This is a genomic window from Halorubrum tibetense (assembly GCF_055396225.1).
Genome location: NZ_AP043742.1, coordinates 2,318,055 through 2,332,881 on the forward strand (window position 1 = coordinate 2,318,055; position 14,827 = coordinate 2,332,881).

Sequence of the window (14,827 nt, forward strand, 5' to 3'; positions counted from 1 at the left end):
TGTATGCGTGACGATTAAACGCCTCGGTGACGGAAAACGTTGTCCACCTCAGTCCGAGTGCGCCCGCCGAAACGGCCCCGGCGGGAGTCGGAGCTCGTCGAGCTCGGGGAGATGTTTGACGTTGAACACGACCCGCAGCTCGTCGGAGAGGGGGTAGCCGTTACACGAGAGCCGGAAGCCGCGGTCGGACTGCGCCTCGGAGAGGATGATGTTGGCCGGCTGGGAGAGCTCACCCTCGACGAGGTAGACGGCGCAGTTCGCACACGCGCCCCCACGACACGAGAACGGCCACGCGAACCCGCGGTTCTCGGCGGCTTCGAGCAGGCTCTCGTCGGGTTCGACGAGGAGCCGACCGTAGTCGACGTCTGGGAGGTCCGCGTCCGCCGCCTTCCCGAACAGGTCCTCGTCGTCGATCGACCATCCGCGGTCGACGATGACCTCGTAATCCAGATACTCCACGCGCGTCGGCCCGGCACCCGCGGTCTCGTCGGCCGTCAAGTCCACGTCCGACAGGTCGCTCCCGTCGCCGTCTTTCCCGATGTCGGCTCCCTCCTCCGTGAGCGCCCGATACGCGCGCCTGACGAGCTGGAACTCCTCCACGCTGCCGCCGCGGTCGGGGTGCGCTTCCTTCACCCGGTCACGGTACGCCCGCCTGACCGCGTCCTCGTCGGCGTCGTCGTCGATCCCCAACACGTCGAACGGCGACACCATGTCCGTTCGCCCCTAGCCGTGGCGGACACATAAACCGTCGACAAGGCGTCGATACCGCCGGTGTCCGCCCCGATGCCAGTACCGGTGTTCGAGCTCGCAGGGTGGACGGGGAGCCATGCGGACGGGCCCGGGCGCGCGGGTCTCGACCGTTTAATACCCGCGGCCCCGATCGGACGAGTAATGGGAAACGCGGATCTCCGTGACCTCGCCTCGATCCGGGAGGTCGCCTTCGACGAACTGGAGGGGAGCGTCGTCGCCGTCGACGCACACAACTGGTTGTATCGGTACCTGACGACGACGGTGAAGTGGACGAGCGACGAGGCGTACACGACCGCGGACGGGACGGAAGTGGCGAACCTGATCGGGGTCGTCCAGGGGGTACCGAAGTTCTTCGAACACGACCTGATCCCGGTGATGGTGTTCGACGGGGAGCTGACCGAGCTCAAAGCCGACGAGGTCGCCGAGCGACGCGAGAAGCGCGAGCGGGCCGAAACGCGGCAGGCGGCCGCCGAGGAGCGCGGCGACGCCGTGGAGGCCGCCCGACTCGCCGCACGGACCCAACGACTCACCGACACGATACAGGAGACGACCCGCGAGCTGTTCGACCTGCTCGACGTGCCGGTGATCGAGGCGCCCGCGGAGGGAGAAGCGCAGTGTGCACACATGGCGGCGACCGGGAGCGTCGACCACGCCGGCAGCGAGGATTACGACACGCTGCTGTTCGGCGCGCCGACGACGCTCAGACAGCTGACCAGCAAGGGGAACCCGGAGCTGATGGATCTGTCGGCGACGCTCGCGGCGCTCGAGCTCGACCGTCAGGGGCTGATCGACGTCGCCATGCTCTGTGGCACCGACTTCAACGAGGGGATCCACGGGATCGGCCCGAAAACCGCCGTGACGGCGATCAAGGAGCACGGCGACCTGTGGGGCGTGCTCGAGGCACGCGACGCCACCATCCCGAACGCCGCGGCGGTTCGCGAGCTCTTCGTCGACCCACCGGCGACGGACGCCGCCTTCGACGCGTCGATCGACCCGGACGTGGACGCGGCCCGGCGTTACGTGGTCGACGAGTGGGGTGTCGACCCCGGAGAGGTCGATCGCGGCTTCGAACGCATCCGGGAATCACAGGTGCAGACGGGGCTCGACCGCTGGACGTGACGCGCCCCGGAGAAAACGAGCAGTTGTCATCGGCTCGTCTGACGCCACGGTAGGTTTACGGTGATTCCGCGTAAATCCGTGGGCATGAAAGTGTTGGTAGCCGGGGGAACCGGATTTATCGGGTCGCACCTCTGTCGGGCGCTTGCCGACGGGGGACACGAGGTAACCGCGTTGTCCCGGTCGCCGTCGGAGACACCGGAGGGGGTCGACTCGGCCGTTGGCGACGTCACCGCGTACGACTCGATCGCACCGGCCGTCGACGGCCACGACGCCGTGGTGAACCTCGTCGCGCTCTCGCCGCTGTTCGAGCCCGACGGCGGCAACGTCATGCACGACCGGATCCATCGGGGCGGGACGGAGAACCTCGTCCGCGCCGCCGAGGACGCCGGCGCGGACCGGTTCATCCAGATGAGCGCGCTCGGGGCCGACCCGGACGGCGACACGGCGTACATCCGTGCGAAAGGGCAAGCCGAAGAGCTGGTGACGGGGAGCGACCTCGACTGGACGATATTCCGCCCGTCCGTCGTCTTCGGCGAGGGTGGCGAGTTCGTCTCGTTCACGAAACGACTGAAGAAGCTGTTCGCCCCGCTCGTTCCGCTGTATCCGCTTCCCGGCGGCGGGAAGACCCGCTTCCAGCCGATCCACGTGGGGGACCTCGTCCCGATGCTCGTTGCCGCCGTGGAATCGGACGACCACGTGAGTGAGACGTACGAAGTCGGCGGCCCCGACACCCTGACGCTCCGAGAGGTGACGACGCTCGTCTACGAGGCCGAGCGGAAGGGCGTGACGATCGTCCCGTTGCCGATGCCGCTGGCGAGGCTGGGGCTGGGCGTGCTGGGGGCCGTCCCCGGGTTCCCGATGGGCTCCGACCAGTACCGATCGCTGAAATTCGACAACACGACCGCCGACAACGACGCCTCCACGTTCGGGGTCGAACCGTCGGAGATGACCACGCTCGCGGGGTACCTGGGTCTCGAATGATCACGACACGGTTGGCGACCGCACGGACCGGTGACACAGCTGCGACGACATCGACCGGTGACCGGACGAATACGACGGGGCAGATCGGACCGGCCGATCCCGAACGTGTCAACAGGAGTATCAGTCCGGCTTTCGGCGGCCGGCAGAAACGAAAACCGCAGGAAGAGGCGGGGGGAACCCACAAAACAGGGATCGTGTGGATCTCAGGTCTGGTAACGTCACCAGAAGCCTTTTATTCGAGATTGCACTCTCCTCATTTCAGAGACCAAGGGATTTCACGATGAAACTGGCAATGATCGGATTCGGACAGGCGGGTGGGAAAGTCGTCGACAAGTTCCTGGAGTACGACAAACGGACGGGCTCGGAGATCGTCCGTGCGGCCGCGGCCGTGAACACGGCGAAGGCGGACCTAATGGGGCTCGAACACATTCCGGAGAACCAGCGGGTGCTCATCGGACAGTCTCGTGTCAAGGGACACGGGGTCGGTGCCGACAACGAGCTCGGCGCGGAGATCGCGGAGGAAGACATCGACGAAGTGCAGGGAGCGATCGACTCGATCCCAGTTCACGAGGTCGACGCGTTCCTCGTCGTCGCCGGACTCGGCGGCGGGACCGGCTCCGGCGGCGCGCCGGTGTTGGCGAAACACCTCAAGCGGATCTACACCGAGCCCGTCTACGGCTTGGGTGTGCTCCCCGGAAGCGACGAGGGGGGTATTTACACGCTGAACGCCGCCCGCTCGTTCCAGACGTTCGTCCGGGAGGTAGACAACCTGATGGTGTTCGACAACGACGCCTGGCGGAAGACGGGCGAGTCCGTCCAGGGCGGCTACGAGGAGATCAACGAGGAGATCGTCCGCCGGTTCGGCATCCTCTTCGGTGCCGGCGAGATCCAACAGGGCCAGGAGGTCGCGGAGAGCGTCGTCGACTCCTCGGAGATCATCAACACCCTCTCCGGCGGCGGCGTCTCCACGGTCGGTTACGCGGAGGAGGAAGTCGAGGAGCGAACGTCCGGCGGCCTGCTCTCGCGGCTCCGAAACGACGACGGCGGCGACGAGCTCGACAGCGCACACACGACCAACCGGATCACCAGCCTCGTCCGCAAGGCGGCGCTCGGTCGGCTCACGCTCCCGTGTGAGATCGAGGGCGCGGAGCGGGCGCTGCTCGTGCTCGCCGGCCCGCCGGAGTACCTCAACCGGAAGGGTATCGAGCGCGGCCGCAAGTGGCTCGAAGAGCAGACCGGTTCGATGGAAGTCCGGGGCGGCGACTACCCGTACCGCGGTGCCGGGTTCGTCGCGACCGTGATCCTGCTCGCGGGGGTCACCAACGTCCCCCGGATCAAGGAGCTCCAGCAGGTCGCCATCGAGGCACAGGACAACCTCGACGAGATCCGCGAGGAGAGCGAGGACAACCTCGACGACCTCGTCAGCGACGACGGCGACGAGCTCGAGTCCCTCTTCTGATCGGCCGGATGGAGGTCTTGGTCCCGTTCTCCACCGACCGCCCGAAAACCCGCCTTTCCGACGTGTTCTCCCCGGGAGAACGCGAGTCGTTCGCGCGCTCGATGCTCGCGGACGTCCTCCGTGCGGTGATCGACGCCGGTGGCCACCCACGCCTTCTAGCGACCGCCGACATCGACCCCCCCATCGAAGTCGATACATACGTCGAGGCCGACAGACACGTCGAGGCCGACGCGCCCGCCAACGGTCCCCTCCCCGCCGACGTTCCCGTCACCGTCGACGCCCGGCCGCTGACCACGGCAGTGAACGACGCGCTCGACCGGCACGAACCGACCGGATCGGAGCCGGTCGCGGTGGTGATGGCGGACCTCGCGCTCGCGACCCCGGAGGCGCTCGACCGCCTCTTCCGGGCCGGCGGCGACGTGGCGATCGCGCCCGGTCGGGGCGGCGGCACCAACGCCCTGGTCGTCCGTGACCCCGCCTTCCGGGTCGACTACCACGGTGCCTCGTACCTCGACCATCGGCACATCGCCGAGGAAGTCGGCGCGAGCGTCGCCGTGGTCGACTCCCATCGGCTGGCGACTGACATCGACGAGCGGTCGGACCTGGCCGAACTCCTGATCCACGGCGACGGGAACGCGACGGCGTGGCTCCGTGACGCCGGGGTCGGCCTCGACGCCACGAACGGCCGCGTCGGTGTCGACCGCGAGGAGTGAGGCCGGTGCGCCGGTCCCGTCGGCGTCAGTGATATCCTCGTCCGGTTCGGTCGACATCAGCGTCCGCCCGCTGGGATCGGCTCGGCGTCCGCCCGTTGGGATCGGCTCGGCGTCCGCCCGTTGGAATCGGCGTCCGTTCCCGCCGGGACCACGACGTTTTTGAGACCCGCCCCCCGAGAACCCGGCGTGTTCACGGCGGCAGACGAGTACGGGATCCGGATCGACGTCGACGACCGGGAGGTGGAGCGGCTACTCGCCGTCACGCCGGACGACGTCGCCCGCGCCGACCGGCTGTCGTTCTCCCGGAACGTGTTCGTCCCGCTGACGACCGCGTGCCGGTACACCTGTACGTACTGCACGTACTACGACGTGCCGGGCGAGGCGTCGTTGCTGTCGCCCGAGGAGGTCCGCGAGCGGTGTCGCGTCGGTGCCGACGCGGGGTGTACGGAGGCGCTATTCACCTTCGGCGACGAGCCGGACGACCGGTACACCGCGATCCACGACCAGCTCGACGAGTGGGGGTTCGACTCGATCCACGCGTACCTCTACCGAGCCTGTGAGATCGCCTTGGAGGAGGGACTCCTCCCGCACTCGAACCCCGGCGACCTCACGGAAGCGGAGTTCGCGACGCTCCGCGAGGTGAACGCCTCGATGGGCGTCATGCTGGAGACGACCGCCGACGTCGACGCACACGCCGGGGGACGGCGGAAGACGCCCGGCCAGCGACTCAACACGATCCGGGCGGCGGGGCGGCAGGGCGTCCCGTTCACGACCGGGATCCTCGTCGGGATCGGCGAGGGGTGGCGCGACCGCGCCGAGAGCCTGCTCGCGATCCGCGAGCTCCACGAACGGCACGGGCACGTTCAGGAGGTGATCGTCCAGAACGTCGTCCCGAACGAGCGTTCGGACTTCCCGAAGCCGGATCTCGATACGATGCGACGCGTCGTCGCGATGGCCCGGGCCGCGTTGCCGGCGGCAGTGTCGGTACAGGTCCCGCCGAACCTCTCGCCGGCCGCCGAGCTCGTCGACTGCGGGATCGACGACCTCGGCGGGGTCTCGCCGGTGACGGACGACTACATCAACCCCGAGTACGCCTGGCCCGAACACGACGAGCTGCTGGCAGTCGCCGACGCCGGGGGCGTCCCGCTCGTCGAGCGGCTGGCGACCCACGGTCGGTACCTCCCGGGCGGGATCCGGCCGTCCAGCGAGGACCGGTTCCCGGGCTGGCCAGCGTCGCCGCCGACGGGTCGCGACGCGTGGCTCCCGCCTGCCGTCTTGAACCGGATCCACGAGGACGACGTTCACGGTCGCCGATTACGGGCAGTCGCGCGGGGCTCTGGACCGTTGCAGGTCGATCGTGCTCAAAAAGGGGGGTGATCCGCCCCGAAATCGACGCCGGCGGTAAGTATTTTAAATACCGACCGGAACACGTCGGCAATGGTACCAGTACCACTCCAGTTCGGCGTCGACGCGTGGCTCGGAACGCTCGTCGGGATCCTGTTTACCCTGTTCTTGTTCACTATCGGGCTCGTGGGCGTGTTGTTGATCGGGAAGCTGCTGTTGCTTCCGTCGGTCGAACGCGCGCTCGGATCGAAGGAGTTCGACGACGCGGTACAGAGCCTGGGGACCAGCGTCGCGAACGCCGTGATCTGGGTGGCGGCGATCGCGATCGGGTTCACGATCGCGGGATACGGCGCGTTCCTCTCGGCGTTTGCCGTCTTCGGCGGCGCGATCGCGCTCGCGATCGGCTTCGCCGCACAGGACCTCCTCGGCAACTTTGTCGCCGGGATCTTCATCCTGAAGGACAAGCCGTTCGAGGTCGGTGACTGGATCGAGTGGGACGGGAACGCCGGTCGCGTCGAGGACATCGATCTGCGCGTCTCACGGGTACGAACCTTCGATAACGAGCGTATCACTGTTCCGAACGGCGACCTCGCGAACAACGCCGTCACCAACCCGGTCGCCTACGAGACGCTCCGCCAGAAGTTCGTCTTCGGGATCGGCTACGACGACGACATCGCGGCGGCCACGGACATCATCGTCGAACAGGCGGAAGCCCATCCGGACATCCTCGAGGACCCCGCCCCGTCGGTCCGGCTCGTCGAGCTCGGCGACTCCGACGTCGGGCTCCAGGCCCGCTGGTGGATAGCGGACCCCGACCGCGGCGACTTCGTCAAGGTCCGATCGGAGTACGTCACGGACGTGAAGGAAGCCTTCGACGAGGCCGGGATCGACATCCCGTACGTCCACCGCCAGCTCACCGGGAGCGTCGAGGTCATCGAGTCCGTCGCCGCCGACGAGTAGCGGATCGAGGAAGACTACCGACCGGCGGCCGCCTCGCCGTCGTCGTCGGACGGGCGGTACTGTCTGCTCACTTCCTGCCAACGGTTCGACCGGAACCGAACGCCGTTCAACACGGCGGGTACGGCCTTTTCCAACAGCAGCGCCGCGTACAGCCCGCCAACCCCGAGCGGCGAGACGAGACCGAACAGCGCGGCGGGGAGCGCGAACACGTAGAGCCCGACGACTGAGGCGACGAACGGCCACCGCGTGTCACCTGCGCCGCGCAAGGAGCCGGTTACGGAGCCGTCGATACCGAGGGGGACCGCCGAGAGGGCCGCGACGACGACGAACGCCGTCGTCGCGGCCACGGCCGTCGGGTCGTCGACGAACACGCGGGCGATCGGCTCCGCGGCGATAACCACCGCGACGGACGCGAGGACGTACACGACTGCCGAGAGCCGGATCACGTCGCGGCCGTACGCCGTCGCCAGCGACTCCTCGCCGGCACCGAGCCGCTTCCCGACGAGCGTACTGGCCGCGATCGAGAACCCCCAGCTGAAGCTGCCGAGTAGGGCTCTGACCCGTCGGCCGACTTCGAGCGCCGCGACTGTGACGGAGCCGAAGGACGCGGCGACCCACAACAACGGGAACACGACGACGCCCTCGGCGACTCGCCGGGCCATGAGCGGCGTGGAGACGCGAAGGAGGTCCCGAGCGAGGTCGGCGTCGAACCATGGCCCATCGCGTCCGACGGGGACCGGTGACGCCCCGCGTCCGAAGTACGACCGACCGGTCATTCCCCACGCGAGGACGACGGCGACCGCGGCGATCGACACCGCAGTGCCGATACCGGCCCCCAACACGCCCAGCCCGGCACCGAGGACGAACACGGCGGTCAACACGACGTTCAACAGCGCACCCCCGGCGCGAACGACCATCGGGGTGAACGTGTCCCCGACGCCCGCGTACGTGCGGCTCGCGATCATGTTGAAGAACTCGAAGGCGAGTGCGGGCGCGGTGACGACGAGGTAGACCACGCCGAACCGCAGGGCGTCGCCCTCACCGCCGACCAGCGCGATGAGCGGTTCCGCGAACCAAACGAACCCGACGACGATCGGTATCACGAGCAGTACCGACACGAGGAGGGACTGCTTGACGACGCGTGCCGCCCGGTCGGGTCGGTCGCCGCCGTAGTTCTGCGAGACCAGCGAAACCGTGCCGCCGGCGAGGCCGATCGAGAGGAACTTCGCGAGCTGCCAGTACGCGAACGCGAACGCGAGCCCGGCGACCGCGTTCGCGCCGAGCGCGATCCCGATGATCGCGAGGTCCACCGTGTTCTTCGACATGATCGCGAAGCCGGTGACGATCCGCGGCCACGCCAACTCGAGCGTCTCGTCGAGCCGTTCCCGGTCGATGACGCCGGCACGGTCGAGGACCTCGGCGACAGCAGCTCCGAGGGCGACGAGAGCGACGTGGAGTCGAGCGGCCCAGCGCCGGGGACGCGAACGCATTACGTTCGGTACGGGTGTCGCCGGCTTGTGTCTGTCCGTCGCGGCACCCTAAGGGGTCGTGGCGACCCGCGCCCTTCCGATCCGACGAGTGGCCGCACGAGAGGTCGGAAAGCGCAACACGTTTGTCTGACCTCCGAATGGTACCATACATGAATCAGCCCGCGTGGCGGACGTATCTCGTAACGAGCGCCGCAGATTCCGCCGGTCGGGACACCGAACGGATCGTCGCGGACGCGCTGGCAGGCGGGGTCGACGCCGTCCAGCTCCGCGAGAAGGGGACCGACGCGATCGAGCGGTATCGCCTCGGGAAGCGGCTCCGCGAACTGACCGCCGAGGCCGGCGTTCCGCTCGTCGTCAACGACCGGATCGACCTCGCGGCCGCGATAGACGCCGACGGCGTCCATCTCGGCCAGTCGGACCTCCCGGCGGCCGTCGCGCGCGAGCAGCTCGGCCCGGACGCGGTGATCGGCGTCTCGACGTCGACGGTCTCGGAAGCGCGTGCCGCCGAAGCGGCCGGCGCGGACTACCTCGGCGTCGGTGCGGTGTACGCCACCGGCTCGAAGGACGTCCCGGACGAGGAGAACGGTATCGGCACCGAGCGTGTCGCGGCGATCGCCGACGCGGTAGCTATCCCGGTGATCGGGATCGGGGGCATCGACGCCACCAACGCGGGCGCGGTCGCCGCGGCGGGCGCGACGGGCGTGGCGGTCATCTCGGCGATCACGGCCGCTGACGACCCGGAGGCGGCGACCGCGGCGCTCGCCGAGGCGGTCGAGAAGGAGGCGGTTGCCGATGTCTGAGGACACGACGACCGCCGGCGACGCGGACACCGCCGACAACCCTCCCGCTCCGGTCGACGCCGACACGCTTCGGGAGACCCTCAGGGCGGTCAGCGAGGCCGCCCCGCTCGTCCACCACCTGACGAACGACGTGACGACGAGCGAAACGGCGAACGTCACGCTACACTGGGGCGGGCTCCCGGTGATGGCGGACGCGCCGGCCGAGGCAGGCGACATGGCCGCCGGCGCGGACGCGGTCGTGATCAACACGGGGACGGCGTCGACCACCGATATCGACGCGATGATCGACGCCGGCGAGCGGGCCAACGAGGCGGGCGTCCCGGTCGTCCTCGATCCGGTGGGGTACGGCGCGACACCCCACCGCGTCGAGTCCGTCGGGCGACTGCTGGACGCGGTCGCGTTCGACGTGATCAAGGGGAACGCCGGCGAGATACGCGGGCTCGCGGGCGAGACGGCCGCGGTCAAGGGGGTCGAGTCGGTAGGCGATAGCGACGGCGTCGGCGACGCGGCGCGGGCGCTCGCCGCCGAGACGGGTGCCGTGGTCGTCGTATCCGGCCCGACCGATGTCATCTCCGACGGGTCGGCGGTGTACGAGGTGTCCGGCGGACACGAGCGGCTGGGAACGTTCGTCGGGTCCGGCTGTATGCTCGCTAGCACGCTCGGTACGATGGCCGGCGTCGTGGACGGGACGTCCGGCGGCCCGCAGTCGACGGCCGGCGCGGCGCTCGTCGGCTGTGTCGCGTACGGGGTCGCCGGCGAGCGGGCGGCGGCGACCGATCCGGCGGGCCCGGCGAGCTACCGAACGGCGTTCATGGACGCTGTCGCGGCGGTCGCCGAGGACTCGCCGGAGGTGGATGTCGAGTCACGAGTGACTCGCCAGTAACGCGTCAGCAACGCGCGCCAGTAACGCGTCCAAACACCCCGGGACGCCGTCGACGGGTCGTTATCTAGTCGCGCTCTTCCACTCGCGGAGACCGAGGCGACCGGCGTCGAGGTCGGCGGCGGGTGCCTCGGTCGCCGCCCAGACGAAGAGCGGCGCGACGCTCTCTGGGTCGCGGGCGCGCTCCATCCCGGTGAGGTCGGTCGCGACGAGCCCGGGGTCGACGACGCCGACCGTCGCGTCGACGTCGGCCGCGAAGCCGCGCGCGACGGCCTCCGCGGCCGCCTTCGAGACGGCGTACGCGCCCATTCCCTGCTTCGACTCGTGGGCGACGGAACCGGACGGGACGATCACCCGGGCGTCGTCGGCGAGGTGAGGGAGCGCCTCGGCGATCGTCGCGAAGACGCCGCGCGCGTTCGTCCGCATCGTGTCGTCGAACTCGCTGTAGGCGACCTCGTCGGTCGGCGACTCGCCGGGGCCGCCGTGGAAGACGGCGGCGTTTGCGAGCACGACGTCGATCGGGCCGGCCTCGCGGGCGACGCGTTCGAAGAACCGTTCGAGGTCGAACTCGTCGCGGACATCGACGCGGGTGCCCCACGCCCGTCCGACGTCCGTGTCGCCGTCGACTCCGTTCAATTCCTCGACCGTGCGGTCGACGGCGTCGCCGTCGCGGCCGCTGACCGCGACGAACGCGCCCGCCTCGACGAACGACTCGGCGACCGCCCGCCCGATCCCGCTCGTTGCTCCGGTGATCGCGACCGTCGGATCCATGTACGTGTCGGTAGGCGCGTCGAGGACTTAGTGGTACCCACTCGGGGCGTCTGGGTGGTATTTATACCGCCGCCGCCCCTATAATCGAACATGGACGCGGCCCCGGACATCGACGCTGTGGCTGGCGAATCCGTCGTCGTGATCGGCGGCGGATTCGGCGGCCTCTCGACGGCCTGTTACCTCGCCGACGCCGGCGCGGAGGTCACCCTCCTCGAGAAGAACGAACAGCTGGGCGGACGCGCGAGCCGCCTCGAAACCGACGGGTTCCGGTTCGACATGGGGCCATCGTGGTACCTCATGCCCGACGTGTTCGAGCGGTTCTTCGGTCACTTCGGCCGGTCGCCCGAGGAGTATTACACGCTCTCGCACCTCGACCCACACTATCGCGTGTTCTGGAAGGACGGCGACCGGGTCGACGTGCTCCCCGATATGGAGCACAACCGTGCGCTGTTCGAGTCGTACGAGCCGGGTGCCGGCGACGCGCTCGACGAGTACCTGGCGGAGTCGAAACGGACCTACGAGATCGGGATGGAACACTTCGTCTACGAGGACCGCCCGAACCTGCGGGATTACGTCGACAAAGACGTCCTCCGATACTCGTGGGGGCTCTCGCTTCTCGGGAAGATGCAGGGCCACGTCGAGGGGTACTTCGATCACCCGAAGCTCCAGCAGCTGATGCAGTACACCCTCGTCTTCTTGGGCGGTTCGCCGACGAACACCCCCGCGCTGTACAACCTGATGAGCCACGTCGATTTCAACATGGGCGTCTACTACCCGGACGGCGGGATCGGCGCGGTCGTCGACGGGATCGTCGAGCTCGGCGAGGAGCTCGGCGTGGAGTACGTCACCGACGCCGAGGTGACGGGTATCGAGGGGCGATACGGCGCGTTCGCCGTCGATACGGCCCCGACGGGCCGGAGCGGCGAGAGCGGCAAGACGGTCGAGAACGGCGAGGCTGCCGGGACGAGCGCCGACGGCGGCGACGGCGAGCGCTATCTCGCGGATATCGTCGTCTCGAACGCCGACTACGCCCACACCGAACAGGAGCTGTTACCCCCGAAGAAGCGCCAGTACACCGAGGAGTACTGGGAGTCGCGGACGTTCGCCCCCTCGGCGTTCCTGTTGTATCTGGGCGTCGAGGGCGACGTCCCGAACCTCGAACACCACACGCTGGTGTTGCCGACCCAGTGGAACGAGCACTTCGAGACTATCTTCGAGGAGCCGGCGTGGCCCGACGACCCCGCGTACTACCTCTGTGTCCCCTCGAAAACCGACGACACGGTCGCCCCCGAGGGACACAGCAACCTGTTCGCGCTGGTTCCGATCGCGCCCGGCTTGGAGGACACGCCGGAGAGACGCGAGGAGTACCGCGAACTCGTCTTGGACGACATCGCCGCGAACACCGGCGAGGAGCTCCACGACCGGATCGTCTTCGAGGAGACGTTCTGTGTCGAGGACTTCGCCGACCGCTACAACAGCTATCAGGGCTCGGCACTCGGGTTAGCACACACCCTCCGGCAGACGTCGCTGTTCCGGCCGCCGCATCGGTCGGAGACGGTCGACGGGCTCTACTTCACCGGCTCGACGACGACGCCGGGGATCGGTGTCCCGATGTGTCTGATAAGCGGCGGTATCACGGCCGAACGGATCGCCGACACGATCTGAACGCGTGAACGTAACCGATCCGAACCCCGGGGGAGTCGGGGACGGGCTCGTGGGACACCTCCGATACCTACTGGTCCTCTCGCGGCCGCGGTTCTGGCTGTACCTCGCCGGGCCGGTCGCCGTGGGCGTCACGTACGGGATCGGAGACGTGAGCGAGCTGTTCACGCCAGTGACGGTCGCGCTCGCCGCGTACTTCCTCGTCCCTGCGAACGTGTACCTCTACGGCGTGAACGACGTGTTCGACGCGGACATCGACGAGTTGAACCCGAAAAAAGCGGAGCGGGAGGCGCGCTGGCAAGGGGATCGGTTCGTGATCACCGCGGTGGTCCTCTCGGCGCTGGCGGGGCTCGGGACGTTCCTCATCACGCCGCCGGTCGCGTGGCCGTATCTCGCCGGGTTCCTGTTGCTTGCGACCGGATACAGCGTCCCGCCGGTCCGGTTCAAGACGACGCCGTTCCTCGACTCGCTGTCGAACGGGCTGTACGTCCTTCCGGGCGCGGCCGCGTACGCGACGGTCGCGGGCACACACCCCCCGCTGGCCGCCCTCGTCGGCGCGTGGCTCTGGACGATGGGGATGCACACGTTTTCCGCGATCCCCGACATCCAGCCCGACCGCGAGGCGGGGATCCGGACGACCGCGACGGTGCTCGGCGAGCGGCGGACGTACGCCTACTGTGTCGCCGCGTGGGCCGCGGCCGCGCTCTCGTTCGCGGCGGTCGACATCCGACTCGGCGCGCTGCTCGGCGTCTATCCCGTCTTCGTGGCGTGGGTCGCGGCCAGCGATGTCGACGTCGCCCGGGCGTACTGGTGGTTCCCGGCGGTCAACACCGTCGTCGGCACCCTCCTCGCGATGGGGGGGCTCTGGCGCGTCTACCCGCTCTGGGAGGTGCTCGCATGAGCGGCGACGAGTCGTCGGCGACGGCCCGGGGCTCGGCCGGCGAGCGCCCGACCGAGGAGCAGTCGACGGCACGGCGAACGGCCGGCGACGACGCCGGTGGTCTCCGCTCCCGGCTCCCGGGGACGCGTGGGGAAGCCGAAGCGGTTCTGGACCGCCTCGTCCGGGAGAACCGGTTCACGATCGCGGTGTTGTTCCCCGCTATCGGGGCGATCACGCTCGTCGGCAGCGCGGAAGGGTGGGTGCCGGACCCGCTCGCGTTTAACCCCTGGTTCGTGTTGTTCGGCGTGCTGGTGATGCGGTCGCCGCTCGTCGTCGGCGTGCTCCCGACGCTCGACCGGAAGGCCGTGGGCTGGATCGGTGTGTTGGTCGCGTACACGTACGCGATCGAGCATCTCGGCGTTCGGACCGGGTGGCCGTACGGGACGTTCGAGTACACGATCAGCCTCGGCCCGATGCTCGGCGGCGTGCCGCTCGCGCTCCCGGTATTCTTCATCCCGCTCGTCGTGAACGCCTACCTGTTGTGCCTGTTGCTGTTGGGCGGGCGGGCGTCGAACGGCTGGGTCCGGCTGCTCGCCGTGGTCCCGACCGTGGTCGCCATGGACCTCGTCCTCGACCCCGGCGCGGTCGCCGTGGGGTTCTGGGACTTCGGTGGCGGGGCGTTCTACGGCGTGCCGCTCTCGAACTACGCCGGGTGGGTGTTGTCGGCGACGGTAGCGGTGATCTGTCTCGACCGCGCGTTCGAGATGGCTTCGATCCGTGACCGGCTGGCGAACTGCGAGTTCATGCTCGACGACATGGTGAGCTTCGTGATCCTCTGGGGCGGGATCAACGTGTTCTACGGCAACTACGTCCCCGCCGCGCTCGCGCTCGCGTTCGGTGTCGGGCTGGTGAGGACTGACCGGTTCGACTCCGGACTGTTGGACCCGCGGCGGTAGGCGTTCGTCGGCGTCCGTACGGACCCGGATCGCCCCTCGCTTACTTATATACTGTCCGCGTC

At 68.7% G+C, this 14,827-nt stretch carries 14 protein-coding genes; 11 read left to right on the forward strand and 3 right to left on the reverse strand.

Annotated elements, in window-relative coordinates; genetic code table 11:
* Nucleotides 1-48: 48 nt before the first annotated feature.
* Entirely contained in the window at nt 49-711 is a 663-nt protein-coding gene (fer, locus tag ACZ5TV_RS11575) for a ferredoxin Fer (protein WP_379779020.1), read from the reverse strand.
* Between the two features lie 180 nt (nt 712-891).
* On the opposite strand from fer, the gene fen reads away from it, so the two are divergent.
* The 6 genes from fen to ACZ5TV_RS11605 all read left to right on the forward strand — a co-directional run bounded on the left by fen (nt 892) and on the right by ACZ5TV_RS11605 (nt 7,326).
* On the forward strand, nt 892-1,869 hold the full coding sequence (fen, locus tag ACZ5TV_RS11580; protein WP_379779022.1) for a flap endonuclease-1: 978 nt from the start codon (nt 892-894) through the stop codon (nt 1,867-1,869).
* 84 nt (nt 1,870-1,953) lie between these two features.
* Nucleotides 1,954-2,850, forward strand: a complete 897-nt coding sequence (locus ACZ5TV_RS11585) for a complex I NDUFA9 subunit family protein (protein ID WP_379779024.1) — start codon at nt 1,954-1,956, stop codon at nt 2,848-2,850.
* A 280-nt stretch (nt 2,851-3,130) separates the two neighbouring features.
* Nucleotides 3,131-4,309, forward strand: coding sequence for a tubulin/FtsZ family protein (locus ACZ5TV_RS11590; protein WP_379779026.1), 1,179 nt, complete (start codon nt 3,131-3,133; stop codon nt 4,307-4,309).
* A gap of 8 nt (nt 4,310-4,317) precedes the next feature.
* A complete protein-coding gene (cofC, locus tag ACZ5TV_RS11595; RefSeq protein ID WP_464383862.1) occupies nt 4,318-5,022 on the forward strand; it encodes a 2-phospho-L-lactate guanylyltransferase in 705 nt (234 codons plus the stop codon).
* A gap of 186 nt (nt 5,023-5,208) precedes the next feature.
* Nucleotides 5,209-6,399: a 7,8-didemethyl-8-hydroxy-5-deazariboflavin synthase subunit CofG gene (gene cofG / locus ACZ5TV_RS11600; RefSeq protein WP_379783112.1), complete on the forward strand. Its 1,191-nt coding sequence runs from the start codon at nt 5,209-5,211 to the stop codon at nt 6,397-6,399.
* A 60-nt stretch (nt 6,400-6,459) separates the two neighbouring features.
* Nucleotides 6,460-7,326 carry a mechanosensitive ion channel family protein gene (locus ACZ5TV_RS11605; RefSeq protein ID WP_379783114.1) on the forward strand — a complete coding sequence of 289 codons (867 nt, stop codon included), beginning with the start codon at nt 6,460-6,462 and terminating at the stop codon, nt 7,324-7,326.
* A 14-nt stretch (nt 7,327-7,340) separates the two neighbouring features.
* Here the strand turns inward: ACZ5TV_RS11605 and ACZ5TV_RS11610 are convergent, their stop codons facing one another.
* Entirely contained in the window at nt 7,341-8,816 is a 1,476-nt protein-coding gene (locus ACZ5TV_RS11610; protein ID WP_464383863.1) for an MATE family efflux transporter, read from the reverse strand.
* Between the two features lie 149 nt (nt 8,817-8,965).
* Here ACZ5TV_RS11610 and thiE point away from each other — a divergent pair, with 149 nt between their 5' ends.
* Both thiE and thiM read left to right on the forward strand, forming a co-directional pair.
* Nucleotides 8,966-9,616: a thiamine phosphate synthase gene (thiE, locus tag ACZ5TV_RS11615; protein ID WP_464383864.1), complete on the forward strand. Its 651-nt coding sequence runs from the start codon at nt 8,966-8,968 to the stop codon at nt 9,614-9,616.
* A complete protein-coding gene (gene thiM, locus ACZ5TV_RS11620; protein ID WP_464383865.1) occupies nt 9,609-10,499 on the forward strand; it encodes a hydroxyethylthiazole kinase in 891 nt (296 codons plus the stop codon). The genes thiE and thiM overlap by 8 nt, the downstream gene beginning before the upstream one ends.
* A 60-nt stretch (nt 10,500-10,559) precedes the next feature.
* Here thiM and ACZ5TV_RS11625 read toward each other — a convergent pair whose 3' ends face one another.
* Entirely contained in the window at nt 10,560-11,267 is a 708-nt protein-coding gene (locus ACZ5TV_RS11625) for an SDR family oxidoreductase (protein WP_464383866.1), read from the reverse strand.
* Nucleotides 11,268-11,357: 90 nt separating this feature from the next.
* Here ACZ5TV_RS11625 and ACZ5TV_RS11630 point away from each other — a divergent pair, with 90 nt between their 5' ends.
* Genes ACZ5TV_RS11630 through cruF form a run of 3 tightly spaced genes read left to right on the forward strand, consistent with a single transcriptional unit; the run spans nt 11,358 to nt 14,765 of the window.
* Complete coding sequence (locus ACZ5TV_RS11630; RefSeq protein WP_379783140.1) at nt 11,358-12,932, forward strand: phytoene desaturase family protein; 1,575 nt, start codon at nt 11,358-11,360, stop codon at nt 12,930-12,932.
* Between the two features lie 4 nt (nt 12,933-12,936).
* Entirely contained in the window at nt 12,937-13,830 is an 894-nt protein-coding gene (locus tag ACZ5TV_RS11635) for a prenyltransferase (RefSeq protein ID WP_464383867.1), read from the forward strand.
* Nucleotides 13,827-14,765 carry a bisanhydrobacterioruberin hydratase gene (cruF, locus tag ACZ5TV_RS11640; protein WP_464383868.1) on the forward strand — a complete coding sequence of 313 codons (939 nt, stop codon included), beginning with the start codon at nt 13,827-13,829 and terminating at the stop codon, nt 14,763-14,765. The genes ACZ5TV_RS11635 and cruF overlap by 4 nt, the downstream gene beginning before the upstream one ends.
* The last annotated feature ends 62 nt before the right edge of the window (nt 14,766-14,827 follow it).

Coding starts and splice junctions, on each gene's coding strand:
- ACZ5TV_RS11590 (WP_379779026.1), top strand. CDS start 3,131: ATGAAACTGGCAATGATCGGATTCGGACAGGCGGGTGGGAAAGTCGTC.
- thiE (WP_464383864.1), top strand. CDS start 8,966: ATGAATCAGCCCGCGTGGCGGACGTATCTCGTAACGAGCGCCGCAGAT.
- ACZ5TV_RS11605 (WP_379783114.1), top strand. CDS start 6,460: ATGGTACCAGTACCACTCCAGTTCGGCGTCGACGCGTGGCTCGGAACG.
- fen (WP_379779022.1), top strand. CDS start 892: ATGGGAAACGCGGATCTCCGTGACCTCGCCTCGATCCGGGAGGTCGCC.
- ACZ5TV_RS11610 (WP_464383863.1), bottom strand. CDS start 8,816: ATGCGTTCGCGTCCCCGGCGCTGGGCCGCTCGACTCCACGTCGCTCTC.
- ACZ5TV_RS11625 (WP_464383866.1), bottom strand. CDS start 11,267: ATGGATCCGACGGTCGCGATCACCGGAGCAACGAGCGGGATCGGGCGG.
- ACZ5TV_RS11585 (WP_379779024.1), top strand. CDS start 1,954: ATGAAAGTGTTGGTAGCCGGGGGAACCGGATTTATCGGGTCGCACCTC.
- thiM (WP_464383865.1), top strand. CDS start 9,609: ATGTCTGAGGACACGACGACCGCCGGCGACGCGGACACCGCCGACAAC.
- ACZ5TV_RS11630 (WP_379783140.1), top strand. CDS start 11,358: ATGGACGCGGCCCCGGACATCGACGCTGTGGCTGGCGAATCCGTCGTC.
- fer (WP_379779020.1), bottom strand. CDS start 711: ATGGTGTCGCCGTTCGACGTGTTGGGGATCGACGACGACGCCGACGAG.
- cofC (WP_464383862.1), top strand. CDS start 4,318: ATGGAGGTCTTGGTCCCGTTCTCCACCGACCGCCCGAAAACCCGCCTT.
- cruF (WP_464383868.1), top strand. CDS start 13,827: ATGAGCGGCGACGAGTCGTCGGCGACGGCCCGGGGCTCGGCCGGCGAG.